At 58.9% G+C, this 15,817-nt stretch carries 14 protein-coding genes; 5 read left to right on the forward strand and 9 right to left on the reverse strand.

Features of this window, described 5'->3' with window-relative positions; genetic code table 11:
- Positions 1 to 19 precede the first annotated feature (19 nt).
- Together KR100_RS13330 and KR100_RS13335 are read left to right on the forward strand one after the other, a co-directional pair.
- The gene (locus KR100_RS13330; protein WP_038546985.1) at positions 20 to 1,222 is read left to right on the forward strand and encodes a lipid-A-disaccharide synthase-related protein; all 1,203 of its coding nucleotides are present in this window, start codon (positions 20 to 22) and stop codon (positions 1,220 to 1,222) included.
- Positions 1,222 to 1,494, forward strand: coding sequence for a hypothetical protein (locus KR100_RS13335; protein WP_038546989.1), 273 nt, complete (start codon positions 1,222 to 1,224; stop codon positions 1,492 to 1,494). Before KR100_RS13330 ends, KR100_RS13335 begins: the two co-directional genes overlap by 1 nt.
- Here KR100_RS13335 and KR100_RS13340 read toward each other — a convergent pair.
- Positions 1,442 to 2,371 (reverse strand): TIGR01777 family oxidoreductase, encoded by a 930-nt coding sequence (locus tag KR100_RS13340; protein ID WP_038546992.1) that lies wholly within the window; start codon positions 2,369 to 2,371, stop codon positions 1,442 to 1,444. The two genes, KR100_RS13335 and KR100_RS13340, sit on opposite strands and share 53 nt — an antisense overlap.
- 27 nt (positions 2,372 to 2,398) lie before the next feature.
- Positions 2,399 to 3,631, reverse strand: a complete 1,233-nt coding sequence (locus tag KR100_RS13345; protein ID WP_239420349.1) for a cation:proton antiporter — start codon at positions 3,629 to 3,631, stop codon at positions 2,399 to 2,401.
- A 58-nt stretch (positions 3,632 to 3,689) separates the two neighbouring features.
- Between KR100_RS13345 and KR100_RS13350 the strand changes: the two genes are divergently transcribed.
- A complete protein-coding gene (locus KR100_RS13350; RefSeq protein ID WP_038546995.1) occupies positions 3,690 to 3,944 on the forward strand; it encodes an NAD(P)H-quinone oxidoreductase subunit O in 255 nt (84 codons plus the stop codon).
- Here the strand turns inward: KR100_RS13350 and KR100_RS13355 are convergent.
- From KR100_RS13355 to cysK, 3 genes are read right to left on the reverse strand one after another with little or no spacing between them, the layout of a single operon-like run.
- Positions 3,923 to 5,977, reverse strand: coding sequence for a glycosyltransferase family 39 protein (locus tag KR100_RS13355; protein WP_038546998.1), 2,055 nt, complete (start codon positions 5,975 to 5,977; stop codon positions 3,923 to 3,925). The genes KR100_RS13350 and KR100_RS13355 overlap by 22 nt on opposite strands.
- On the reverse strand, positions 5,977 to 6,648 hold the full coding sequence (locus KR100_RS13360) for a J domain-containing protein (RefSeq protein ID WP_038547003.1): 672 nt from the start codon (positions 6,646 to 6,648) through the stop codon (positions 5,977 to 5,979). The genes KR100_RS13355 and KR100_RS13360 overlap by 1 nt, the downstream gene beginning before the upstream one ends.
- Before the next feature lie 24 nt (positions 6,649 to 6,672).
- Positions 6,673 to 7,641 carry a cysteine synthase A gene (gene cysK, locus KR100_RS13365; protein WP_038547006.1) on the reverse strand — a complete coding sequence of 323 codons (969 nt, stop codon included), beginning with the start codon at positions 7,639 to 7,641 and terminating at the stop codon, positions 6,673 to 6,675.
- On the opposite strand from cysK, the gene KR100_RS13370 reads away from it, so the two are divergent.
- Complete coding sequence (locus KR100_RS13370) at positions 7,634 to 7,852, forward strand: hypothetical protein (protein WP_038547009.1); 219 nt, start codon at positions 7,634 to 7,636, stop codon at positions 7,850 to 7,852. The genes cysK and KR100_RS13370 overlap by 8 nt on opposite strands.
- A gap of 11 nt (positions 7,853 to 7,863) precedes the next feature.
- Here KR100_RS13370 and KR100_RS16230 read toward each other — a convergent pair whose 3' ends face one another.
- The 4 genes from KR100_RS16230 to KR100_RS13390 all read right to left on the reverse strand — a co-directional run bounded on the left by KR100_RS16230 (position 7,864) and on the right by KR100_RS13390 (position 13,811).
- A complete protein-coding gene (locus tag KR100_RS16230; RefSeq protein ID WP_156098127.1) occupies positions 7,864 to 9,066 on the reverse strand; it encodes a hypothetical protein in 1,203 nt (400 codons plus the stop codon).
- Entirely contained in the window at positions 8,999 to 9,871 is an 873-nt protein-coding gene (locus KR100_RS17085) for an iron uptake porin (protein ID WP_369793801.1), read from the reverse strand. Before KR100_RS17085 ends, KR100_RS16230 begins: the two co-directional genes overlap by 68 nt.
- 443 nt (positions 9,872 to 10,314) lie before the next feature.
- The gene (locus KR100_RS13385) at positions 10,315 to 12,024 is read right to left on the reverse strand and encodes an iron uptake porin (RefSeq protein WP_038547012.1); all 1,710 of its coding nucleotides are present in this window, start codon (positions 12,022 to 12,024) and stop codon (positions 10,315 to 10,317) included.
- A 215-nt stretch (positions 12,025 to 12,239) separates the two neighbouring features.
- A complete protein-coding gene (locus KR100_RS13390) occupies positions 12,240 to 13,811 on the reverse strand; it encodes an iron uptake porin (RefSeq protein ID WP_038547016.1) in 1,572 nt (523 codons plus the stop codon).
- A 278-nt stretch (positions 13,812 to 14,089) separates the two neighbouring features.
- Here KR100_RS13390 and KR100_RS13395 point away from each other — a divergent pair, with 278 nt between their 5' ends.
- A complete protein-coding gene (locus tag KR100_RS13395; RefSeq protein ID WP_038547019.1) occupies positions 14,090 to 15,766 on the forward strand; it encodes a DUF2079 domain-containing protein in 1,677 nt (558 codons plus the stop codon).
- Positions 15,767 to 15,817: the final 51 nt, after the last annotated feature.

Genomic DNA, 15,817 nt, shown 5'->3' on the forward strand with positions numbered 1-15,817 from the left:
GGATGAGGCTGCGATCGCAATGACAGCCTTCCGGCACCGATCGACCGCGCCCATCCTGCTGCTGAGCAATGGCCATGGGGAGGATCTCTCGGGAGCCCTGCTGGGCCGAGCACTCAGGGACCTGGGCCATCCGGTGGAAGCCCTGCCCCTTGTTGGCCGCGGTGAGGCTTACAGGAAAGCGGGTATCCCGCTGCTTGGACGCACAAGGGAATTCAGCACGGGCGGGATCGGATACACGAGTCTGAAAGGGCGTCTGACGGAGCTGGTCCAGGGTCAGGTGATCTATCTGCTGCGGCAGCTGCTTCGCCTGCTTCGGCAAGCCCAGCGGTTCGAGCTGGTCGTGGTGGTGGGCGATGTGATCCCGGTCATCGCCGCCTGGCTGGCACAGCGACCTGTGGCGACCTACCTGGTGGCTTATTCGAGCCATTACGAAGGGCGCCTCAGGCTCCCTTGGCCCTGCGCAGAGCTCCTGGCGAGCCCACGATTTCGGCTTGTATGCAGCCGTGATCAACTGACCGCTGACGATCTCAGTCAACAGCTGGGGCGCTCCGTGACGTTCGTCGGCAACCCCTTCATGGACCACGTCCTGACAGCAACGGACAGAGTTGCCGCGATCAAGCCGCGGATCGGTCTGCTGCCCGGCAGCCGCAGACCGGAGCTTGAGGACAACCTGCGACTGCTGCTGAAGCTGGTGGAGAATCTGCAGGGGAGCGCGGAAGTGGGTCTTGATCTGGCTCTGGTGTCATCCCTCGGGGACGCTGATCTGATGGCACTGGCCGAAGGCGTGGGCTGGCGACTGCAGGCAGAGGCCCTGGTGCATGACAGCGGTCTGAGCATCCAGGTGCGACGCGATGCGTTTCAAGCGGTGCTCCAGCAGAGCGATCTTCTGATCTGTATGGCAGGCACGGCCGCAGAGCAGGCGGTCGGCCTGGCCAAGCCGGTGCTGCAGTTGCCAGGCCATGGCCCCCAGTTCACGGCGGCGTTCGCCGAAGCGCAACGGCGTCTGCTCGGCCCGACGGTGTTCTGCGCCGGCGGAGAAGCGGGCAGCAGCAGCAATCTGAAGGACTCGGCCAACCTGGCCATGGCGGTTCTTGAACGCAGCCGAACGGACGCAACGTTGCAACGACAATGCCGTGATGAGGCCAAACGACGGCTCGGTTGCGCCGGCGGTGGACTGAGAATGGCTGAGCTGATCAGTGCTGTGGCACGGCCGGAATCCTGATGCCTGCTCCCGAAGAACCGGTCTGGAAGCGCTGGCTCGATCGGCTGCTGATGCTCAATGTGCTGCTGGTGTTCGCAGGGGCCGGCTTCTTCGGCGTGGCTGTGGTGGCACAGACCCAGGGACAGCCCAGACCGATGGACTGGTTTCAGCAGCTCTGGCAGCCCCTGTTCACACCAGCCATCAGCCTGCTGATCATGGCGGCGCTGATCAGTGGCATTCTCAGCTGGTGGCAGCGGAAAGGGCCGATGGCAGATCGGGATAGCGAAAGCTGAAGCCCAGCTCCTGCAGGCGTTCCGAATCGACCTGCTGCCCCTCCAGAACAACCTTGGCACCGTCACCAAGGAGCACCTGAAGCACAGCTGCAGGCACGGGCAGCAAGCTGGGACGCCCCAGGCTGCGACCCAGCTGCTTCGAAAAAGCTGCCATGGTCACGGGCTCAGGCGCCACACCATTCACCACACCGGTCCAGCGTTCATCCGTGAGGGCCTGAATGATGAGATCGCAGAGATCACTGCGATGAATCCAGCTCATCCACTGCCGGCCATCGCCGATCGGCCCACCAAAACCAGCTCGGAACACCGGCAGCATCTTGCCCAGAGCACCACCGTCCGGGGCCAGGACGATGCCGATGCGCACCGTCAGCTGACGGGTGGATGATGGTACTGTCATTGCCGCTGCCTCCCAACGGGCGCAGAGCGAGGCCAGGAAATCGTCGCCAGGGGCGCTGGACTCCTTGAATCGGGCACTGCTGCTGGTGCCGTAGAAACCAACCGCTGAAGCATTCACCAACACTGACGGTGGTGCTGGGCTGGCGCTGATCGCCTCCACCAGCAGCCGTGTGGTCTCCAGACGGCTGGTTTCCAGGAGCTGGCGATGGGCCGGGGTCCAGCGCTTTTCCGCGATGGGTTCCCCGGCCAGATTCACCACACCATCGGCCTGCTGCAGAGCTTCTTTCAACTCAGACACCTGCCAGGACTGGGACCTGGAGGGATCGAGCTGCAGCCACTCCAGCCGGCCATCCGCTCGTTCTGATTCAAACCCACGGGGCAGGCGACGACTCACCAGGCTCAGCTGATGCCCTGCCTCCAGCAGCAGAGGCACCAACTCCCGGCCGACAAAACCGGTGCAACCGAGAAGCAGCAGGCGCATCAGGCGGTAACGAATGTCCCGGCGAGGCTAAGAGGGCTCGGTCGGCTCCGGTTTCGAGACCACGCCCAGGCGATGGGCAATCGGGACCAGGGCGAAGCCCTGAATCAACAACCCGAACAGAACCACCGAGAGGGCCAGCGGTGGCATCAACTGTCCCCAGCTGGCGGGCGAAGCCCAGGCCTGAATGGCCATGGCAATCGGTACAGCGCCTCGCAATCCCGTCCAGCAGATGAAACTTCGTTCATTCCACTGGAACTCACTGCGCAGCAGCAGGACCTGCACCATCAGCCAACGCACCACCTGCATGGCCATGAACAACAGCAGAGCCCAGGCCCCTGCCCGCACCACATCCTGTGGGGCGACGACCAGGCCGAGACAGAGAAACAGCATCAGCTCAGCCATCTTGGCGAAGCTCGAATGGGCCTCCTCCAAAACGTCCTGATCAGCCGCATGGCCATTGCCGAGCACCAATCCAGCCACATAAGCCGCCAGCAGCGGACTGCCTCCCAGAACCGTGGTTCCACCCGAGAGCACCAGCAACAGCGCCAGGCTGACGACCGGGAGCATGGAGCCCCGGGTGAGGGAGGTGCTGCCCATCAGCAGCTGGGAGATCACACTGCCGCCGATGAATCCCAGCAGGCCACCCAGCAGAAACTGACGCACCACGTCCGTGACCAGATCAGCGGTGGCCACGCCCTCCCCTCCGGCGAGGGCGAGGGCCAGACCGGCTAGCACAACCGCCATCGGGTCGTTGATGGTGGATTCCATCTCGATCAGATCGAGAACCTTTTGCGGCATGCGGCCGGCAAGCGGCCGCAACAGAGAGAGCGCGGCTGAGGCATCGGTGCTGCTGAACATCGCACCGACGAACAGCACCTTAGCCATCAACGCCGGCTTCCAGTCACCTTCCAGGACAAGGATTCCAATGCCGATCAGGGTCAACAGCGCCGCTGTGATCAGAACCCCCACCGTGGCCAGCAGCGCCGAGGGCTTGACCACCGCCTTCATCCGACTCCAGTTTGTGGTGAGTCCTCCGAAAAACAGCACCAACACCAGGGCGGCCTGGGTGATGTTGTTGGCGCGGGGGAGGGACAGCAGCGGCTCACCGGCAGCGCGCATGTCGTTGTCGACCAGCAATCCCAGAGCCAGCACCAGAAGAATGCCCGGCAATTTGACGCGATCGGCGAGATCATCCAGCAGGACCGCCGCCAGCAACAGCCCTCCAAAGGCCATCAGGTAGAGGGCGACCGGCTCCTGCACAAGACTTCAGGGGAACACATCTGCAGGTTCTAGCCTGCAGGACCTTGCTCGACTCGTGATGGCCGAAACCGACGCTGCCCCCGCCGCGAAGGCCAAACCGGCGGCTCTCAGAAAAGGTGCGCTCGTGCGGGTCAACCGGGAGGCTTACCAGAACAGCCTGGAAGCGTCCGCGAGTGATCCCGTGGCCCCTGCCTACATCTTCGAAGGGCCGGGAGAACTGCTGGTTGTCAACGGCGACTACGGCCAGGTGCGCTGGAACCGCCCCGTTCCCGATGTGTGGTTACGGATGGATCAGCTCGAAGCCTGCTCCTGATCTCCTGCCCGTAACGCCTCCTCCACCTGATCGATGGCCAGGGGCACCGACTCGAGCGCGGAGGGGATCCGCCAGAGCGCTCCACCGACGACACCACTGAGATCAGCGAGGGCCAGAAGCAGTGGATTCGGCATGCGGGCATGGGCCGCATCCGCCACAGCGGAAGCCGTCCAGGGATTCCAGCCGGCCAGGGTCACCACACTGCGATACGCCGCTGGCCATGGGTTGTCAGGCAGCAGGGTCTGCAGGGATGCGAAATGGCGAGCCGCTTCCCTCGGACGATTGGCGAGGACTGCAAGGAGCGCCAGCGTCCAATGGGGACCAGGATCCTGAGGAGACTGCTGCAGCTGCCGTTCAGCCTCACGGCGGACCTCCTCGCGGTACCCGAAGTGGCCATCGAGCATGTGCTCCTGGCCAACCGCTTCAAAAACGGGCTCCAGGCCTGACGGGCCAGCGGCCAGTCCAGAGGCAAGCCTGGGAAACGCAGAGGCGAATTCAGCCAGCACCGGTTGATCGTTCTGGCGTCGCCACAGGGAGTAGCTCCCCCCTTCCGGGCGGGAGAAACGACCCACCTGCTCAAACACGCCGCTCTGACGCACAGCCATGTCCAGACGCCTGGCCGACTTGCGCACCGAACCCTGATCCCCTTCCGCCAGAACCACCCACTCCGCTCGCTGCAGGGTTGGCTCGCGATCGGCGCGACTGCTGCCCATCTGCCGCCCCACAAGCTGCCCTCCCTGGCGACGGCCGTAGTAACTGACGTTGTGCTGATTGAGATCCGAGGTGCTCGGCACCACAATCACGGTGCGGGGGGATCGTCCGGGCTGGCCACCTCCAGCGGCACGCACCAGCTCCTCGAGGGGACCCCTTGGCCGATCCTCGAAGCGTTCCAGCTGGGCTGCCCAGCCCGCCGGCAGACAGGCGATCAGGCCGGAGATCAGCGCAACCGGTGCCAGCCAGGTTCTCTGTTGATGAAGCCAGCCACCCCACTGCCACCAGCCGCGGGCCAACAGCAGCAGCAGCATGGGCAGAAGCGGTGTGATGTAGCGGTCGCTCTTGTTGGGGCTGAGGCTGGTCAACAACCAGGCCGCCAAAAGATTGATCAACAGCCAGGGCCAGTGCCAGGGGTCATCACGCGATGGCCATCGACGCTGAACCCACCAGAGCACCAAGCCGGAACTACCGATCAGCAGCAGAACCGGACCCAGTTGTTCCGGCAGCAGGCGCAGATACCAGGTCCAGCTCTCCAGGCTGAACACACCGGGGTCACCCTCCCTGGCTGCGGATTCGAAGACGGCACGGTTGGTTCCCCCCAGGCTGGTGATCCAGTTGTGACGCAACCAGGGGCCGATCAGCAGGCCTGTCATGAGGGGCAGCAGCAGGGCCTGGCGCCACCATGCACGACCTCGCCGGATCGCGATCGCTGCGGCCCAGAGCCCTGCCGGGGTGAGCATCAGCAGGGCACTCTGCTTCACCAGCACCGCCGCCAGAGCCAGGGCGGTGGCGAGACATGCCTGGCCCCAACGACCGCCACGCTGGGGATCGCACCAACAGCCCAAACGCCAGAGGGCCAGGGTCCCCACCGCCGCCAGAGGCATCTCCAGCACGTAGTCGGTGCGCAGATCGAGGAGGGCCGGGGCCAGGGCGGTCAGCAGGCAGGCCAGCAGGGCCAGGCCCTGACCATGCAGCTGTCGCCCCCATCCCGCCACGGCCAGCAGCAGCAGGCCATGCCAGAGGCTCAGGCTCCAGGCAGCCGCGGCGGGATCATCGCCACTGACGGCCATCACCGTGCCGTTCACCAGAGACGCCAGCGGCGGAATCTTGGGGGAGAGATCCAACAGGGCATCCCAGCCCTGCCATTGCCCTCCCGGCAGCACACCCAGGGCACGACCGTGATCCATGGCGCTGTTGAGATAATCAGCCTGATCCCAGGCGGGCAGACCGGTCTGCAACTCCCACCAGAGACGATCCACAAGCGTGGACAGCAACCAGATCAGCAGGAGAGCGCCCCAGAAACGCCAGTGCAGCCTCATCAGATCTCGAGGCGACGCCGCTCATCCTGGAGGCGTTGTCGACGCTGCTTCGCCTCCCTCAGCATCTCGCGACCGTCGCGCAGGTAGCTGTCCACATAGCCCATGGTGTAGCGCTCCAGTTCCTGCAGGGCGTCCTCCAGCTCCGAAAAACAGTGGTACACACTGAGCCCGAATCCCCGGGCCGTCGCCGGAGTCGGCACCGATTGAAACAGCTGTTTGACGCGATCCAGCTTCTGAAGACTCTTCTCCAGATAGCTGCAGAAATCCTCCATCAAGGCATCGTCGTAAGGATCAGCGGAAAGCGCTTTGAGCTGCCCTGGAAACGGATTGATCACCTCCCCAAGCAGCCGGTCGATCGGGGCATAGACCCGCTTGAGCCATTCGGACAACGCCACATCCGCCGCAACCCCGCGCGCGCGCGCTGATCCGGCACGACGCAAATTCTGATCACCCGCATCGTTCCGCTGGGGGACTGTTGTGTGTCGGCGATCGAAGGCGCGACGGCGATCGGCATCGCCCAGAACCTCCCAGGCCGCGTTGAGAGCCAGCATGCGCTGGTCATCCCCTCCCGCATCGGGATGGTGCTGCTTGACCAGCTGTCGGTAAGCAGCCTTGATCTCTGCAGCACTGGCGCTGCTCGACACTCCCAGCGTGGCGTAAGGATCGGTCATCAGCGGGGGAGACTCACCCCATCGTCACAGCTGTCCATCCCGTCGAGCGGGCAGGGTGGATGCAGCACTGAACATGGGGGTGGATAGGTAGCGCTCGCCGTAGCTGGCCAGCACCACCACCAATCGCCTCCCCTCCATCTCCGGCCGCTGTCCGATGCGCAGGGCGGCGGCAACCGCTGCACCACTGCTGACGCCGCAGAGCAGGCCTTCCTCACGGGCCAATCGACGCCCGATCTCCATGGCGGCGTCATCGTCGATGGGAACGATCTCATCAACGAACTCCCTGTTGAAGACGGCGGGAACAAAGCCGGCACCGATCCCCTGGATGCGATGGGCGCCAGGTGATCCACCGGACAACACGGCACTGGCCGCTGGCTCCACCGCAATCACCTGAAGCTGCGGCTGCCGCTGCTTGAGCAAACGGGCACAACCGGTGATCGTTCCTCCGGTCCCCACACCGGCGACAAACGCATCGATCTGACCTTCCGTATCGCGCCAGATCTCCTCGGCCGTGGTGCTCTCATGCACGGCTGGATTGGCTGGATTGTCGAACTGCTGAAGCAGATAGGCCTCGGGGATCTCCGCCACCAGTTCCCTGGCCAGTGCAATGGCGCCATTCATTCCCTGGGCACCGTCGGTGAGCTGCAGCTCGGCGCCATAGGCCCGCAACATCGCTCGCCGTTCAGTGCTCATTGAATCCGGCATGGTGAGGATCAGCCGGTAGCCCCTGGCCGCCGCCACCATGGCCAAGGCAATTCCGGTGTTGCCGCTGGTGGGTTCCACCAGAACGGTGCGACCGGGACTGATCGTGCCGGCCAGCTCCGCCTCCAGCACCATGGCGCTGGCGATGCGGTCCTTCACCGAGGCCGAGGGATTGAAACTCTCCAATTTGGCCAGGATCTCGGCCTGACAGCCACAGGCCTGGGGCAGGCGGTTCAATCGCACCAGCGGAGTGCCACCAATCAGAGCTGTGATGTCAGTGGCGATGGGCATAACCCAGCTTGACGCGGAATACCCGCACTTCAACAAGCCTCGGGAGGAGATCGAACAAGGAGAAAATCAGGGCGATGGAACTGGCTTCAAACAAGTTTTATTGGGCCGTTATTTGAGCCTCCATGAAAACCGACGAGCACAACTTTTGGGGACTATTGGCGCAATACACAACATTTATGGTGTGGTTTATTTAGTGATCAGAATCAACTGAGATCTGTCAAATCAGAACCTGAAGGTGGATTGAATCAAACCACCAAACACTCCAAAAGTACTCTTCTTACTCGGGTCCTGATCGTTGGTGAAATTATCAGTGAATTGCCCAAGTGGACGCGTCAACCAAAATACAGCCGGCGTCACCATCAGATTATCGGTAACTTGGAATGAAGAAAAGACTTCCAACAGGTAATTTCCATCGGAGACCCCGTAATCACCTTTCAAATTTGTCGCGTGATTGGGCTGTCCGATGGCGAAGCCCAAATCATTTCCTAGATCGAAGACGTCTTCACACTTTAAGCCTAGGAACCAAGAACTGCTGGAGATCGGCGAACCCTTTTTGAAGCCCTTGCCGGTGACATGACTTTCAGAATAGCTTGCCGAAATGGATGGGATCCAACCTGTCGTTTCAGGAACCCAATAACCGCTGATTGCAAAGTTATGAGATGAACGATCAGCTCGTTCTGCGACAAAATCTCCCGTATAAATCGGTTCATTGTCCCAATTCCAGACGTCATAGGTGCACTGATTATTGAATTCTTCAGCTGCCAGAAAGTTGGTTCCGCGTCTTTTACCTGTCCCACATTGACCATAGCGGTAAGCAAAAGCCGCACCGTATTCGGGGCCACCCCAACCCACCTGAGTCAAGACACTTGCCTGAGAATTTGCCGTGAACATACCCCCTTCAGTTGAATCACTTGAGTTGCCGCTACCAGCCAACGATACATAATTAACAGAGAACGAAAATACTGGGTCCCCTTTCTCTTCTTTCTTCTGCTTATAAATGAGACCAAACAAAGGGCCCGTTGCCTTGTTATAAACATTGGGAGCTCCAGCGAGGGATGTCCAATCCAATATTCGATCTGCACTTAAATTATATGCAGAAGGCCAAATTCCTAAAGATTCTGTATTCCTTGCCATTGGCCCTGCAATGAAGGTGAAGGTGTGATCAATCAATTCATCATTTTTATATGGGAAACGATAGTAAAGACGCCCCAGTCCTAACGCATTATCCGTACATGGAGATGTACTAAGCTTTGCTAAACCCACACCATCACCTGCGAAAGAACTATCGCAAAAGTTGCCAGCAGTAAAACTTGCATAAAGTAAATCTTTCCCAGTAAAACTTGTCTTGAAGTTGATTTTATTTTCGTAGTTGAAAGACCAAGTACCATATTGGTTGTTGTAAGCGAGCAGCACCTCCTGTGCCATCCTTTTTAAAGATCTTACGCTGACGGAGCTTCCGAGAATCCACATCTTTGTAGTACTTTTCAAGCCCGGTTCCTTCAAGCAGCTGCAAGCCCTCGAGACCTCCTTTTTTACGGAAACTGCCGTCTTTATTATGAACTGTTAGCCAAGCTTTTCGGGTCTTTTTCCAATATCGACTATTAACAGTTTCTCCAATTGATGTTTCATTGCCATCAATAGTAACCATTTTATATTTCTTATCAAAATCCCAATAACATCTCGAACCTTCACCTGTTCCGAAGGCCTTGGTAGCACCCATCGTGAACACACTTTTACCTTTTAGCTTTGTCGTTGTGGAGAATTGATTAGCCTCCAAGGTACCAACTCGATCCTCCAACAACATGATGCTGCCAGCGACAAACTCGAGTTCTGATTTGAATTCCTCGATTAGCCGTTCAACTTCCTCTGTCATTTCACTAACTCTACCGAGACAGGAGGCCAACAACGCTGCCGCCTCATTACGCTTAATGGGGATATAACCTCGGAAACTACCATTGGGATAACCAGCCACACATCCATACGTCTTTACAAGACGAACCAAAGCCTGATAAGCCCAATCTGTTGGGTAAACATCATTAAATTGATTAACACTTGTCACCTGCTGGAGCAGTTGTTTCGCCTGCTCCAGATCGAGCGTGGCGGAGTAATCAGAGACAGAGTCGATATCCAAATCCGCTGCTTCAAGCTCGGATGAAATGAACAAAAATGGGAATAGGACAACAGGCAAAGTCAACAAAGCCTGCAATAATTTCGGTCCAGAAAATTTCACGAACAACAAGTCAATAAAGAATCTGACAAGAAGCCAATCGCTTCTTTTGCAGTACAGAAATTTTAAAGATGAATCGTAGAGTTGGGTTTTAAAAAAATTAAGAGAACAAAACTGTTGGGTTAAGAATCGCGGGCACACAGAGGCTCATCTGCTCCCCAATGGCTTGATCAATCTGACTATCGAAATTAAAGTCTCCCTTGCGAGAAGCTTGGATGCCTTTCAAAAAGTGACAGATTCTTTCTCAATATTGATCCAAAAAAATATCCTTTGAGCAGGTAATCAGTTAAATTTAGTACAAATAAATATCATACACTTCACCATTTTTCTATCAACAGATTGCCGAACGAGTCATGAGAATTCGAATAAAAGCCCTCCCCATACAGGAGGGCTGGATCTATGGAGGACGATTGTTCAAAAGGCCCAAACAATGTCAGGCCAGCCAATCAGAACTTGAAGACGGTCTGAATCACTCCACCGAAAACGCCGAACGACTTGTAGTCACCCTTGTAGTTCTGAGTGAAATCACCCAAGGGGCGCGACAGCCAGTACACCGAGGGGGTCACAGAGATGTTGTCGGCGACCTGGAACTTGTACCAGAGCTCCATGGCATAACCACCATCGGCAACAAAATCCTCGTCGTCATAGACGAACTGAGGCTGACCCACGGCGTAGCCGAGAGCGTTGCTCTTCATCAGAACATCGGTCCAGGTGAGACCGACCATCCAGCTCGCCATGCCGCGCTTGCTGGTGAAGTCGTCCCAGGTGCTGTTGCCATTCAGATAAGACTTGCCAAGGCCTGCACTGATTGATGGCATCCAGCCGGAATCCTCAGGACGCCAGAACGCGTTGAAGGAGAAACTGTTGCTGGACGCGCCGGAACGCTCAAGGATGTCCTGCTCTTCGCCATCGCCATCAATGAAAGTTCCGGTTGCGACGCTGCAAGGGGTGCCGAAGGACTCGGAGAATGCGTACTCGGTTGCTGTTCTGAACCTGGCTCCACACTGGCCATAGCGGTAACCGAGAGCAAGACCCCACTGCTTGTTGCCGTAGGCAATCTGAGAGGTGAAGTTCGCTTCGGAGTTGTCGGTCATGATGCCGCCGGTGGTCGGATTGCCATCACTGGCTTCTCCGGCGTCAGCGACATAGTTGGCAGCGAGCGTCCAGTAGGGATCTCCCTTTGAGACGTTGCTCTTGTTGCTGTAGATGGCACCGAAGCCACCACCGGTCTCCTTGTTCCAGACGCCGGGAACGCCGAGAGATCCGCCGAAGAAGTCGAGAACTGTCTGGCCACCCTTGGCATAGGCCGATGGTTTGTATCCCATCATCTCGGTGTTCCGGGTGAGAGGACCGGCCTGGATCGTGAAACTGCTGCCCAGGGGGAAGCGGTAATAAAGACGATCCACCCCAAGAACATTTCCGCCTGGAGCTGCTGTGTTCAGGGTGTTCATCAGAACACCGCCGCCAGTCCAAGTCGACGTTCGGCCCATGTTGCCGGCACGCAGACGGGTGAACAGAAGATCCTTGCCCGTGAAGGACGTTTTCAGGCTCAGGCGCAGGTCGTAACTGAAGGTGAAAGCACCCCAGGATCTGTTGTAATCATCACGTGCTCCCACCCCCCCTTTTTCAAACCGGAAATTGTCACCCTTTGCCTTGGTGGCACCGGCAACAAAGTTGGTGAAACCGCTGAGCTTGGTGGTGGTGGAGAACTGGGTGGCTTCCAGTTCACCGACGCGGGCCTCGAGGCCATCGACGCGACCACGGATGATGGCGAGTTCCTTTTCGAATTCCTTGATCAGGCGACGCAGTTCGTCGGTGACCTCAGTGATGCGGTCGAGACAGGCGTTGAGAAGGGCAGCTGCCTCGTAACGGGTCATGGCCCGGTTGCCGCCGAAGGTGCCGTTGGGGTAACCGGCAACACAGCCGTAACGCTCGATCAGGCTGGCGAGAGCCTGGTAGGCCCAGTCAGTCGGGTAGACGTCAGAGAACTGGGTGATGCTGGTGACCTGCTCTTCGCTGTTGGCGACGTCCGTGTAGTCGGACACGCTGTTGATGTTCAGATCTGCGGCATGGGCTGCAGGGCTGTTGACAACAGCCAAAGGGGCAAGGAGGCCAATGGCAGCGGGAGCCACCAGCAGCTGCCGGAAGAGTTGCATGAATTCCTCACACCAGACTTGAGGGAAACGGACTAAAAGTCCTGATTTAAGTTACAGATTTGAAAACGAAATGCACAGGAGTCCGGACATTATTGTGTCCATACTTATCAGTGAATTTCATTCACTTTTTGGCAAAAAAAACCCACTGCCAAAGGCAGTGGGTTGGATTTAGTGTGAGGACTTGATCGAAACAATCAAGTAATGATTCGTGAGAATCAGAACTTGAATGTTGTCTTCACAAGACCACTCAGGCCAGTCGTTGTGTTGTCGCTGGACTGGTTGGGGAAGGGCTTGCTCAGGTAGTGAACAGCCGGGGTGACAGTGATGTTGTCGGTGACCTGGAACTTGTAGAAGAATTCCCAGGCGTAACCACCACCACTTACGAAGTCAGAGCCGTCTCTGGCATCGATATCCGTGATGAAGGTGGGCTGACCAGCGGCAATACCGAAGGAATTGCCCATCAGGAACACATCGCTCCACTCAAGGCCGACGTACCAGGACTGAGTCGTGGCACTCTTGACGCCGGAGATGTTGCTGCTGGGGATATCTGTCAGGCCCCAACCACCACTGATGGAAGGAATCCAACCGGATTCCTCAGGCATCCACCAGACGCTCAGGCCGTAGGAGTTGGTGACGCCAGACATGGCAACATCAACGGCCCCAGGGGTGGCATTACCGCCGTAAACACCGACTCCGTTGTCGCCGGAAGCCTTGGTGTAGGCAGCAGCGATACCCCAGTTGTCAGGGGCATAAGCAATCTGGGTGGTTGCGTTGGAACCAGCCGCATCTGTGGCGATACCACCGGCGTTTTCACATCCAGTGTTGGCATTGGGGCAACCCAAGCCGGCGTTCGTGGACAAGTAGCTGGTGGAGATGCTGAAACCGCCGTCGGTCTGCCAATAGACACCAGCACCACCGCCGAGGGCCAGGTTGTAAGCACCCGGTGCACCGGCATAGGTGAAGAAGTCCATCGTCATGTCAGACGGATAGGCACTGGGCCACACCGGCAGCATGTCGTCCTGACGAACGACAGGGCCACCGACGATGGTGAACTCGCTGCCGATCGGGAAGCTATAGAACAGTCGATCGATGAACACAGCGTTTTCGGTGTTAACGCCGTACTCCTGACCGAACAGACCAACAGGACCTGCGGCCCCGAAGATGTTGTTCATGTTGCCGGAACGCAGACGCGTTCTCAGCAAATCCTTACCAGTGAAGCTGGTATCGAGAGCCAGACGGAGGTCGTAACTGAAGGTGGTTGCGCCTGAGAGGGCAGCAATGTCATCTTTGCCAGCGCCGTGATACTTGGCGGCACCGATCACCCAGTGGGTGGAACCATTCAATTTGGTGGTCGTGGAGAACTGGGCAGCTTCCAGTTCACCGACGCGGGCCTCAAGGCCATCGACGCGACCACGGATGATGGCGAGTTCTTTTTCGAATTCCTTGATAAGGCGACGCAGTTCGTCGGTTACCTCAGTGATGCGGTCGAGACAGGCGTTGAGAAGGGCAGCTGCCTCGTAACGGGTCATGGCCCTGTTGCCGCCGAAGGTGCCGCTGGGGTAACCGGCGACGCAGCCGTAACGCTCGATCAGGCTGGCGAGAGCCTGGTAGGCCCAGTCAGTCGGGTAGACGTCAGAGAACTGGGTGATGCTGGTGACCTGCTCCTTACGGCTAGTAGAGGAGTACTCGGACATCGCATCGACATTGAAGTCGGCTGCCTGGGCGGCGACAGGGGCCAGAAGGCCAAGAGCTGCCGGAGCCACCAGCAGTTGCTGGAAAAGCTTCATGGGTGATCCTCACACGGAAAAAGGGCGGATTAGCCCACATAGAGACTGGATCGCGAATAGTGGTGAGCCAACAGGACATGTGACGGTAAAGGCTTCGACTAGTAGCAACGGATACATTTAGACTCTTATCAGTTCGACCTGATACAAGCTCCTGGGGTGCAGAAAGATGCTCAAGCCCTGACAGGCCAAGAGGTGTGGTCAGGCCGCCCCTTCTCCTGACCTCTTTCATCCGACATTGGGGCCTGGCCAGAGCATTGGGTCTTAGCTGGAGACGATCAATGTCGCGTGACGTGCTGGGCGATCCTTCCAAGAGGCAACCGGAGCAACACCACCGAGTTCTTGTCGCCGCTGGGTTGTTCGCCGTTGCCGCGCTGATTCTCCAGGCCTGGCGGTCTCAGGTGCTGCTGGCCAGTTACGACCAGGGAATCTTCCAGCAGGTGCTGTGGAACAGCCTTCAGGGACATCCCTTTGAAAGCACCCTGTCGTCGCAGTTGTCAGCCAGTGTCGGCCAGGCCGGGGAACTGCCCTCCGTGGACTACGAGCGGCTCGGTCAGCACTTCACCCCCACGCTGTTGCTCTGGGCTCCACTGCTCGGCCTGATCGGAGGGGCTGCTCTGCCGATCGTCCAGGTGGGGCTGATCGCAGCAGCTGGGCTTGTTCTTCATCGCCTGGCGATTCGTCAGATCCCCGAACGCACAGCGAACTGGATCGCTTACGGGTATTTCTGCGGCAACGCCTTGATCGGTCCGACACTCGGCAATTTCAGCGATCTCTGCCAGCTGCCCGTCATGGTGTTCGCGCTGATGCTGGGTCTGCTGGAAAGGCGCAGGTGGCTGGTGATCATCAGCGCACTGCTGATTCCATGGATCCGCGAAGACACCGGTGTGCTTCTGGTGGCCGTCGGCGCCTGGATGCTGTGGCGTCAGCGGCATCGCTGGCCACTGGGCCTGGCCTTGATGATCTGGGGTGGAGGTTGGGTGCTGCTCAGTACGAACGTGCTGATGCCGCTGTTCTCCGACGACAACGCCAAGCGGTTCATGGTCGAGAACTTCGGTCAATACCTCGGAGACAACCCGATCCAAGGCAGCAGCAGTCTCGGTGTGGTGCAGCGGATTCTGAGCCAGCCCCTGCTGCTGCTGCAACAACTGGTCGACCCGCCGGGACAGACCCTGCTCTATCTGCTGGGTCATGGCCTCCCCTTCCTGTTTGTCCCCCTGCTGAGCTTCGACACGGTGCTGCTGGCAGGCCCCTCTCTGCTGGGACTGTTTCTTGCCCAGGGGGCGAACGATCCTCTTTCAATCACTATCCGCTACACCCTGCTGGTCGTCCCAGGCTTTGCGCTGGGGGCCCTGTTCTGGTGGAAGCGACGCCGTGATCCAGTCCCGGGACGCCGTCATCGGCTGGCCTGGGGTTGCTGCCTGGTGTTGTCTCTGCTGCTCACCGTCAGCAGCAACCCTCACCGCAGCCTCTCGTTCCTGATTCCGGACAGCATTGATCCCTGGGTGTACAGCACCCCGCAACGGCAGTGGGCCCATGGCCAGGCCGCCCGCGACGTGCTTGCTGTGATCCCGAACGATGCAAGCGCTGCTGCCAACACACCTCTTGTCCCCCTTCTGGCGCTCCGGCAAGTGCTGGTGCGCTTCCCTTTCACAACGTCCTACCTCGATCGAGAGGGAAACGAGCGCCCGGTTGACTGGATTGCAGTGGATCTGGATCTGCTGGAGCGATACGGCGCAGCATTTCGGGGGGACTGGCGTCAACTGAAGAAAAGCCGCCGCTGGATCCAAGAGCATCGCGACAGCTACGCGGTGAAGGCTTTCGAGGATGGTGTCCTGGCTTTTGAACGCAACGGCCGTCGCATTCCAACGCTGGAGGCCCGTTTGGATGATCTCCTGGCGCAACCGATGCCGGGAGATCCTCGGGAGCAGTTAAAAACGATGCCCCCGACCGGGTAACCGGCCGGGGGCTCTCGCCGGGTCCGCTTTTGCCGCGGAACCGGATGATCA

The sequence above is a fragment of the Synechococcus sp. KORDI-100 genome, assembly GCF_000737535.1.
In the GTDB taxonomy this organism is placed as follows: Bacteria; Cyanobacteriota; Cyanobacteriia; order PCC-6307; family Cyanobiaceae; genus Parasynechococcus.

Excerpts from the sequence above, each read along its gene's own strand:
- KR100_RS13330 (WP_038546985.1), top strand. The coding sequence starts at position 20 with ATGACAGCCTTCCGGCACCGATCGACCGCGCCCATCCTGCTGCTGAGC.
- KR100_RS13335 (WP_038546989.1), top strand. The coding sequence starts at position 1,222 with ATGCCTGCTCCCGAAGAACCGGTCTGGAAGCGCTGGCTCGATCGGCTG.
- KR100_RS13340 (WP_038546992.1), bottom strand. The coding sequence starts at position 2,371 with ATGCGCCTGCTGCTTCTCGGTTGCACCGGTTTTGTCGGCCGGGAGTTG.
- KR100_RS13350 (WP_038546995.1), top strand. The coding sequence starts at position 3,690 with ATGGCCGAAACCGACGCTGCCCCCGCCGCGAAGGCCAAACCGGCGGCT.
- KR100_RS13355 (WP_038546998.1), bottom strand. The coding sequence starts at position 5,977 with ATGAGGCTGCACTGGCGTTTCTGGGGCGCTCTCCTGCTGATCTGGTTG.
- KR100_RS13360 (WP_038547003.1), bottom strand. The coding sequence starts at position 6,648 with ATGACCGATCCTTACGCCACGCTGGGAGTGTCGAGCAGCGCCAGTGCT.
- KR100_RS13370 (WP_038547009.1), top strand. The coding sequence starts at position 7,634 with ATGGGCATAACCCAGCTTGACGCGGAATACCCGCACTTCAACAAGCCT.
- cysK (WP_038547006.1), bottom strand. The coding sequence starts at position 7,641 with ATGCCCATCGCCACTGACATCACAGCTCTGATTGGTGGCACTCCGCTG.
- KR100_RS16230 (WP_156098127.1), bottom strand. The coding sequence starts at position 9,066 with ATGGCACAGGAGGTGCTGCTCGCTTACAACAACCAATATGGTACTTGG.
- KR100_RS13385 (WP_038547012.1), bottom strand. The coding sequence starts at position 12,024 with ATGCAACTCTTCCGGCAGCTGCTGGTGGCTCCCGCTGCCATTGGCCTC.
- KR100_RS13390 (WP_038547016.1), bottom strand. The coding sequence starts at position 13,811 with ATGAAGCTTTTCCAGCAACTGCTGGTGGCTCCGGCAGCTCTTGGCCTT.
- KR100_RS13395 (WP_038547019.1), top strand. The coding sequence starts at position 14,090 with ATGTCGCGTGACGTGCTGGGCGATCCTTCCAAGAGGCAACCGGAGCAA.